Origin of the sequence: Frankia tisae, assembly GCF_025403405.1 — a bacterium.
Classification (GTDB): domain Bacteria; phylum Actinomycetota; class Actinomycetes; order Frankiales; family Frankiaceae; genus Frankia; species Frankia tisai.
The window spans coordinates 1-7,936 of sequence record NZ_JANEZT010000316.1; the positions used below are offsets into that span (position 1 = coordinate 1).

At 71.8% G+C, this 7,936-nt stretch carries 6 protein-coding genes and 1 pseudogene; 5 read left to right on the forward strand and 2 right to left on the reverse strand.

Features of this window, described 5'->3' with window-relative positions:
* Nucleotides 1–368 precede the first annotated feature (368 nt).
* Nucleotides 369–1,418, forward strand: coding sequence for a site-specific tyrosine recombinase XerD (locus tag NBZ85_RS23875; RefSeq protein ID WP_372517761.1), 1,050 nt, complete (start codon nt 369–371; stop codon nt 1,416–1,418).
* A 238-nt stretch (nt 1,419–1,656) separates the two neighbouring features.
* On the opposite strand, the gene NBZ85_RS23880 is transcribed toward NBZ85_RS23875, so the two are convergent.
* Entirely contained in the window at nt 1,657–1,884 is a 228-nt protein-coding gene (locus tag NBZ85_RS23880) for a hypothetical protein (RefSeq protein ID WP_261558099.1), read from the reverse strand.
* 455 nt (nt 1,885–2,339) lie between these two features.
* Here NBZ85_RS23880 and npdG point away from each other — a divergent pair, with 455 nt between their 5' ends.
* Both npdG and NBZ85_RS23890 read left to right on the forward strand, forming a co-directional pair.
* Nucleotides 2,340–3,023, forward strand: a complete 684-nt coding sequence (gene npdG / locus NBZ85_RS23885; protein WP_261558100.1) for an NADPH-dependent F420 reductase — start codon at nt 2,340–2,342, stop codon at nt 3,021–3,023.
* A 30-nt stretch (nt 3,024–3,053) separates the two neighbouring features.
* Nucleotides 3,054–3,287, forward strand: a pseudogene (locus NBZ85_RS23890) (helical backbone metal receptor); the annotation flags it as partial.
* Nucleotides 3,288–3,344: 57 nt separating this feature from the next.
* On the opposite strand, the gene panB reads toward NBZ85_RS23890, so the two are convergent.
* Nucleotides 3,345–4,256 carry a 3-methyl-2-oxobutanoate hydroxymethyltransferase gene (gene panB / locus NBZ85_RS23895; protein WP_261558101.1) on the reverse strand — a complete coding sequence of 304 codons (912 nt, stop codon included), beginning with the start codon at nt 4,254–4,256 and terminating at the stop codon, nt 3,345–3,347.
* A 392-nt stretch (nt 4,257–4,648) separates the two neighbouring features.
* Between panB and NBZ85_RS23900 the strand changes: the two genes are divergently transcribed.
* Both NBZ85_RS23900 and thrS read left to right on the forward strand, forming a co-directional pair.
* A complete protein-coding gene (locus NBZ85_RS23900) occupies nt 4,649–5,671 on the forward strand; it encodes a TetR/AcrR family transcriptional regulator (RefSeq protein WP_261562635.1) in 1,023 nt (340 codons plus the stop codon).
* 144 nt (nt 5,672–5,815) lie between these two features.
* On the forward strand, nt 5,816–7,792 hold the full coding sequence (gene thrS / locus NBZ85_RS23905; protein ID WP_261558103.1) for a threonine--tRNA ligase: 1,977 nt from the start codon (nt 5,816–5,818) through the stop codon (nt 7,790–7,792).
* Nucleotides 7,793–7,936 lie beyond the last annotated feature (144 nt).

Genomic DNA, 7,936 nt, shown 5'->3' on the forward strand with positions numbered 1-7,936 from the left:
GGGCGGGCGGGCGCCGCGGCGCCGGCGGGCTCGCGGCGGTCGCCGCCGCAGCCCGCGAGCAGGCCTACTCCCGCCAGGAGGGTGAGTGTCGTGACGGCGGCGATGAGGACCCCCAGCCGTGCGGCGCAGCGTGACGCCCAACCGTCCGTCCGCACAAGTCGCCAGAATAGCCGCGGGAACCCGGCATGTGGATAGGCCTCCACGGAGAACGCTGCGCAGGTCCTACTATCAGTTCGATGATGGGAGTCACCGACGGCGACCGGGCATTCCACCTGCACCCCCCCGCCGAGGCGGGCGGGTCGGTCGAGGCGGTGCGGCGGAGATCGCCGCCCGGCGGCAGCGGGCCGGCGCCGACCCTCGATCATGGCGTGCCCGTGCAGCGGGGGGCGCCGGGGAACGTCATCGCGCGTTATCTCCATCATCTGGAGGGAGAACGGGGACTCGCCCACAACTCCGTCCTCGCCTACCGTCGCGATCTGCGTCGCTACCTGAACCATTTGTCGGCGCATGGCCTGTGCACGTTGGACGCGGTCGGTGAGGCGGAGGTTGCCGGCTTCGCCGCTGCATTGCGCTCCGGGGACGACACGCATCCCCCGCTCGCCGCGGCATCGGTGGCGCGGATGCTCGTCGCGGTGCGCTCGCTGCACCGTTTCGCCGCCGACGAGGGGGACGTGAGCGAGGACGTGTCCCGCCCGGTGCGACCGCCGACGCCGCCCCGCAAGCTGCCCAAGGCGCTCGCCGTCGACCAGGTGACCGCGGTGCTCGCCGCGGCCGCGGGCACCCCGCAGGCGGGGGTGGCAGGGGTGGCCGACCGGGCTGCGGATCCGGCGCCGGTGGAACCCGCCGAGGCGGTCCGCCGGTTGCGTGCCTCGGCGCTGCTGGAACTGCTCTACGGGACCGGCGCGCGGATCTCCGAGGCGGTCGGGCTGGATGTCGACGATCTCGACCTGGAGACCGCGGCGGTGCGCCTGCATGGCAAGGGCGGCCGGGACCGGATCGTGCCGCTGGGCCGGTGCGCTGTCGCCGCGCTCGCGGACTACCTGCGCCTGGGCCGGACGAGTCTCGCGGGGCCCCGCTCGGGGGCGGCGGTCTTCCTCTCCCGGCGCGGTAACCGGCTGTCCCGGCAGAGCGCGTGGACGGTGCTGCGGACCGCGGCGGCCCAAGCCGGGGTCGACGGGGTTTCACCGCATGTGCTGCGGCATTCCTTCGCCACCCACCTGCTCGACGGGGGGGCCGATGTCCGGGTGGTCCAGGAGCTGCTGGGCCATGCGTCGGTCAGCACCACGCAGATCTACACACTGGTGACGGTGGATCGGCTACGGGAGGTGTATGCGACGTCACATCCCCGAGCGCTGGGCACGGGTCGGCCCGCTGCCGCCGCCGGCGGGTTGATCTCTGGGCACTCGGCCGGCGGGTGAGGGACCGGCCGGCCTCGTAGGACCGACCTCCGGCGCTGAAACACTCTCGCCCACTGCCGGCCGCGCGCCGACGGAACCGGCGCGGCCTCGCGCGGGTCGAGGCATCTCCACGTACTTGCTGTTCGCGCTCCCGCGTAACCGGCGCTGCCACAGCTGCGCCGGTCGTGCCCCCGTTCGGGTGGTACGGCACCGCGGGCGGCGCTGCCGCCGCGGTGGCTGTGCGTTGCGCAAGCCGGCTTCAGGACGGGGTGTAGGGCCCCAGGCTCGGCATGCCGTTCGACGGCGCGGACGTCGGCACCCCGCCGACCCCGCCAACCCCGCCGACCGCCTGCGTGCTCCGCTCGGCGAGAGTCTCGCCCACCTTGCGTGCGATCGCTTCCATCAGGCGCAGTGCCTGCGGCAGCGACAGGTTCAGCACCACTTCGCTGTCGTTCGTCATCGCGAAGCGAACCGATACGTCCGCCATTGCTCGACCTCTCTCGCCTGATTCGGAAGATCTGCTCGATGCGTGTGAAACCGAACGGTACGGCCCATCTGGGACCAATGCACGCCCGGGGTTGCCGGGGGCGCCACCGAAATCGCTTGGCGTGGGTGCCCGCTCACCTATCGTGGCGGTCCATGGGTTGTAACTCTCTGTCACGTGTACTGCTCCTCTGCCGGTAGCGACGTGTGTGAGGCCCGTCGGGTCCGGCCGAAGTCCCGGCCGGGTGGGGGCGGGTGAAGCAAACACGTAGCTGTCCCGTTGTTCATGCATAGTCCCTCATTGCCCCCGGCTGTCCGCGAGGGGGTGGGCTCGTGGCTGGACGTCGCGCCGGAGGGTGAACGTCCCGGTTCCCACCGTTCGGGCAGTGCTCCGGGGACTGATTTCGGGCCGCCATCCGGACCCGCGCGGCGAACGGCCCGGTCGGGCAGGATGACAGGGTGACTTCGACTGACCAAGTCCTCCCGGACGTCCCCACACTGACGATTGGCATCCTCGGCGGCTCCGGCCCCCAGGGTGGCGGCCTTGGCCTGCGCTTTGCCGCGGCCGGCCATCTTGTTCTCATCGGCTCCCGGTCGACCGAGCGTGGCCAGGAGGCGGCGGCCAAGCTCGCCGGCCCCGGCCGTCGCATCGAGGGCGCCGACAACGCCACCGTCGCGCAGCGTGCCGACGTCGTGATCGTCGCGGTCCCCTGGGACGGTCACCGAGAGACGCTCGAGGCGCTGCGGGAGCCGCTCGCCGGGAAGATCGTGATCGACTGCGTCAACCCGATGGGCTTTGACAAGGGCGGCGCCTTCGCGCTGCCGGTGCCCGAGGGCAGCGCCGCCCAGCAGGCCGCCGCCGTTCTGCCGGACAGCACCGTCGTGGGCGCGTTCCACCACGTCTCCGCCGTGCTGCTGGCCGACGAGGCGGTCGCGAAGATCGACACCGACATTCTCGTGCTCGGGGACGACCGGGCCGCCACCGACCTGGTCGCCGCGCTCGCCGAGCGCATCCCCGGGATGCGCGGCATCTACGCCGGCAAGCTGCGCAACGCCGGCCAGGTCGAGGCGCTGACCGCGAACCTGATCTCGATCAACCGCCGCTACAAGGCGCACGCCGGCCTGCGTATCACCGACGTCTGACCGTCGCGGGGCAATGCAGACGGGGCCCCGGTGGGCGGAACGAAGAACCCTGACGTCGACGCGATCGTCGCGCTCGCCCCCGACCTGGTCTGCGCCAACGCCGAGGAGAACCGCGAGCCCGATCTCGCCGCCCTGCGCGCGGCCGGGCTCGCGGTGTGGGTGACGGCGCCGAGGACCGTCGAGGCGGCCCTGGTCAGCCTCGACCGCATGCTGCGCCTGGCCTGCGGCCTACCGCGTCCCGCCTGGCTCGACGCCGCCGAGGCGGCCCACGAACTGGCGGCGGCGCTGGCCCGCGCCTGAGGATCCACCCGGACCGGGCGGTCAGTAGCTGTGCTCGACCGTCGGGTACTGCCCGCCGCGTACCTCATCGCGGTAGGTGCGTGCCGCGTCGCCGAGTGCGGTGCGCAGGTCGGCGTACCGCTTCACGAAGCGGGGGACGTGCCCGCCGCTCAGCCCGGCCATGTCCTGCCAGACCAGCACCTGCGCGTCGCAGTCGGCACCGGCGCCGATCCCGACCGTGGCGATGTGCAGCTCCTTCGTGACGCGCGCGGCGAGATCCGCGGGCACCACCTCCAGCACGACCGCGAACGCGCCCGCGGCCTCGATCGCCAGCGCGTCGGCGAGCAGGACCTCGCCGGCCTCGTCCCGGCCCTGCACCCGGTAGCCACCCAGGGCGTGGATGCTCTGCGGGGTCAGGCCCAGATGGCCGATCACCGGGATACCCGCGCCGACCAGTGCGGCGACCGCCGGGGCGACCCGCGCGCCGCCCTCGAGCTTCACCGCCTGGGCGCCGCCCTCCTTGAGGAACCTGGTGGCGGTCGCGAGCGCCTGCTCCGGGCCGGCCTGGTACGACCCGAACGGCAGGTCGGCGACGACCATCGCGTGCGGCGCACCACGCACCACCGCGCGCACGAGCGGGATCAGCTCGTCGACGGTGACCGGCACTGTCGTGTCATAGCCGTAGACGACGTTTGCGGCCGAGTCGCCGACCAGCAGGACGGGGATCTCCGCCGCGTCGAAGACGGTGGCGGTGGTGAAGTCGTAGGCGGTGAGCATCGACCATTTCTCGCCGCGGTTCTTCGCCGCCGCCACGTCGCGGACCGTGAACCGCGACCGGCGCGGCGGCCTCGTCTCGGCCGGCGCGCCGTAGAGCGTCGCCGCCGTGCCCGCAGAGTCCGTGGGTCGAGGGTGGTCGTCGGGTGTCTGGTTACGGACAGTGCCTGACGAATCCATGAGCACTCCTGATGCGTCCGTCCGGGCGCTGGGCGTCCCGGCGTGCTGTCCATGCTGCCACGCCCGGGCCGCTGGGCCGAGTGGACGGGAGCGGAGTGGGGGGAGCGGAGTGGGCGAGAGCGGTGCGGAGCGCGCATCCGGGTGGAATGGAACCGCCCGCCACGCCGCTGCCATGGCAAACGGATGCGCCTGGGCCCCCGGACACGTATGCTGATCTTGAAATGCGGCAGGAACACACGGCGCGACCAGGTGGCGGGTGGCCTATCCATGCGGATGCATCGGCACGGTGGTGACGGGATGGATGGCAGAGCGGACGGGGGGCGCGCCGCATGACGACCGCGGATGCGCGCCCCCCGCGTCCCCGGCGTCCGGCCGACCGCGTGCCCTCCGGGGTGAAGACCCCACGCGCCCCCGGTCGCCCGCGGGATCCCCGCTGCGATGAGGCGATCCTCGACGCGGCCCTGCACGAGCTGGCCACCGTCGGTTTCACCGGATTGTCCATGGAGGCGGTGGCGACCGGCGCCGGTGTCGGCAAGGCCACCGTCTACCGGCGGTGGCCGACGAAGGACGCACTGATCGTCGACGCCCTGGACACGTTGGCCGACAGCGTGGACGCCGTCGAGACCGGCTCGCTGCGCGATGACCTCGTGGCCTGGCTCAACGCCCTGCGCCGGCACAACATCCAGTCGCTGTCCGGGCGCATCCTGCCCAAGCTCGCCGCGGAGCGGTCGGCCCATCCGGAGCTGTTCGCCACCTATTCGCAGAAGGTGGTCGAGCCGTTCCGGCAGCGTGCGGCGGACCTGCTGCGTCGGGGCATCGACTCGGGAGAGCTCGCCGCCGATGTCGACGTGGACCTCGTCGTCGACATGCTCGTCGGCCCGGTTGCCTATCGCCAGTACATGAGTGGCAACCGTGAGGTGAGCGGCACCCGCATCGGGAAGATCGTCGACACCGTGCTCGGTGGCATCCGGTGCCGCGACCGCGACCGCGACGACGGGCTGCCGGAAACCGGTGCCGGCCCGGAGGCCGCCCCTGGCGCCGACGGGTCGGACGGCGACCCGCTCGGCCCGGCCCTTCCCAGCGGCCCGGCCTCCGCTGGCCCTGCGGATGCGGCCCCGCTGGTAGGCCCCGTCGCCCGCCCGGGCGCAGCCGGCGGATCGGATTCCGGCGCCTACGCAGTCGGCGGCCCCTACAGCGTTGGCAGTCCCTACGGCGTTGGCAGTCCCTACAGCGTTGGCAGTCCCTACAGCGTTGGTGGCCCTGTCGGCATTGGCGGGACGCGCGGCCGCAGCGGGGCATATCCGACTCGGGCCGTGCACGGCGTGGTGGCCCGGTATGGCCCCGGTGGGACGCGCCGGCTGGCCGGGCCGGTCGTCACGTATGGGCACGGCCCGGCAGATCATCACCCTGAGTGATATCTCGTTGAGGGTCAAGCGCGTGCGCGAGTAGCATCGCGATCGGGCCAGGAAGGCCCGCTGTGGGTTCACCTGCAGGGCCGGCGGCACATCGTCGGCGCGGTGACCCCCGCGCACGCGTTCTACCTCAACAGGAGAATTCTGGTGTCCGACGTCCGCGTTACCGTCCAGCACGCCCAGCGCAGCGATCCGCGGGTGGTGCCGACTGGTACGACGGCCGCCGATCTGTTCGCCGACGACCGCGACGTCATCGCCGCCCTGGTCGACGGCCAGCAGCGTGACCTCGCGCATGTCCTCGACGACGGCGCCGTCGTCGAGCCCGTCGCGATTGATTCGCCGGCCGGGCGGGCCATCGTGCGGCACTCGGCGGCGCACGTCGTCGCCCAGGCCGTCCAGGAGCTTTTTCCGAAGGCCCGTCTCGGCATCGGGCCGCCCATCGACAACGGCTTCTACTACGACTTCGACGTCGAGACCCCGTTCACCCCGGACGATCTCAAGGCCATTGAGAAGAAGGCACAGGCCATCATCAAGGCCGGCCAGCGGTTCTCCCGGCGGGTGGTCACCGAGGAGCAGGCCCGCGCCGAGCTCGCCGCCGAGCCGTACAAGATCGAACTGATCGGGCTGAAGTCGAACGCGGGCGAGGACGCCGAGGCCAGCGTCGAGGTCGGCGCCGGCGAGCTGACGATCTATGACAACCTCGACGCGAAGACCGGCGAGCTGTGCTGGAAGGACCTCTGCCGGGGGCCGCACGTGCCGAGCACCCGGTCGATCCCGGCGTTCGCGATCCTGCGTTCGGCAGCGGCCTACTGGCGGGGCAGCGAGAAGAATCCGCAGCTGCAGCGCATCTACGGCACCGCCTGGGAGTCCCGCGACGCCCTCAAGGCCTACCAGACGAGGCTCGCCGAGGCCGAGAGGCGCGACCACCGCCGCCTCGGCGCCGAGCTCGACCTGTTCTCCTTCCCGACCGAGATCGGGCCGGGCCTGGCCGTGTTCCACCCCAAGGGTGGTGCGATCCGCACCGCCATGGAGGACTACTCACGGCGCCGGCACATCGAGGGCGGCTACTCGTTCGTCAACACCCCGCACATCACCAAGTCGGACCTGTACGAGATCTCCGGTCACCTGGACTGGTTCGCCGACGGCATGTACCCGCCCATGGAGCTCGACGGCGGCACCGACTACTACCTCAAGCCGATGAACTGCCCGATGCACATCCTGATCTACCGGTCGCGGGGCCGGTCGTACCGGGAGCTGCCGCTGCGGCTGTTCGAGTTCGGCACGGTCTACCGGTACGAGAAGTCCGGCGTCGTGCACGGCCTGACCCGGGTGCGCGGCCTCACCCAGGACGACGCCCACCTGTTCTGCGCCCGGGAGCAGCTGCCCGCCGAGCTCGACAGCGTGCTGAACTTCGTCCTGGGGCTGCTGCGGGACTACGGGCTCAGTGACTTCTACCTGGAGCTGTCTACCCGGCCGGAGGGCAAGGCCGTCGGCACCGACGCCGAATGGGAGGAGGCCACCGAGCTGCTGCGGGAGGCCGCCCAGAAGCAGGACCTGGAGCTCGTCATGGACCCGGGCGGCGGCGCGTTCTACGGCCCGAAGATCTCCGTGCAGGCCCGGGACGCCATCGGCCGGACCTGGCAGTTGTCCACCATCCAGGTCGACTTCCAGCTACCGCAGCGCTTCGACCTGGAGTATCAGGCCGCGGACGGCACCCGCCAGCGCCCCTTCATGATCCACCGAGCGTTGTTCGGGACCATCGAGCGGTTCCTCGCCATCCTGCTCGAGCACTACGCCGGGGCGCTGCCGCCGTGGCTGGCCCCGGTCCAGGTGGTCGGCATCCCGATCACCGACGAGCACGTGCCCTACCTCGACGGCGTCGCCGCGAAGCTGGCCGCCCACGGCATCCGGGTGGAGGTCGACTCCTCCGACGACCGGATGCAGAAGAAGATCCGCACGGCGCAGAAGCAGAAGGTCCCCTTCATGCTGCTCGCCGGGGACGAGGACGTCGCCAAGGGCGCGGTGTCGTTCCGGTTCCGTGACGGTTCCCAGCGCAACGGCGTGCCCGTCGACGACGCCGTCGCCGAAATCCTCGACGCCGTCCACCGCCGCATCCAGGTCTGACTGCGGCCCACGCCCAGATGTGATGTCAGGTCCCCGGGTCATCACCACCAGTCCGCCTCCCGGGGTGACGTCGAATCCGTGACTTCGCCCCGGAATCGGGTGGCTACACTTGCCTGGAGGTGCGGGAGGACCGCGGGGGAGGGC

Coding starts and splice junctions, on each gene's coding strand:
- NBZ85_RS23880 (WP_261558099.1), bottom strand. CDS start 1,884: ATGGCGGACGTATCGGTTCGCTTCGCGATGACGAACGACAGCGAAGTG.
- panB (WP_261558101.1), bottom strand. CDS start 4,256: ATGGATTCGTCAGGCACTGTCCGTAACCAGACACCCGACGACCACCCT.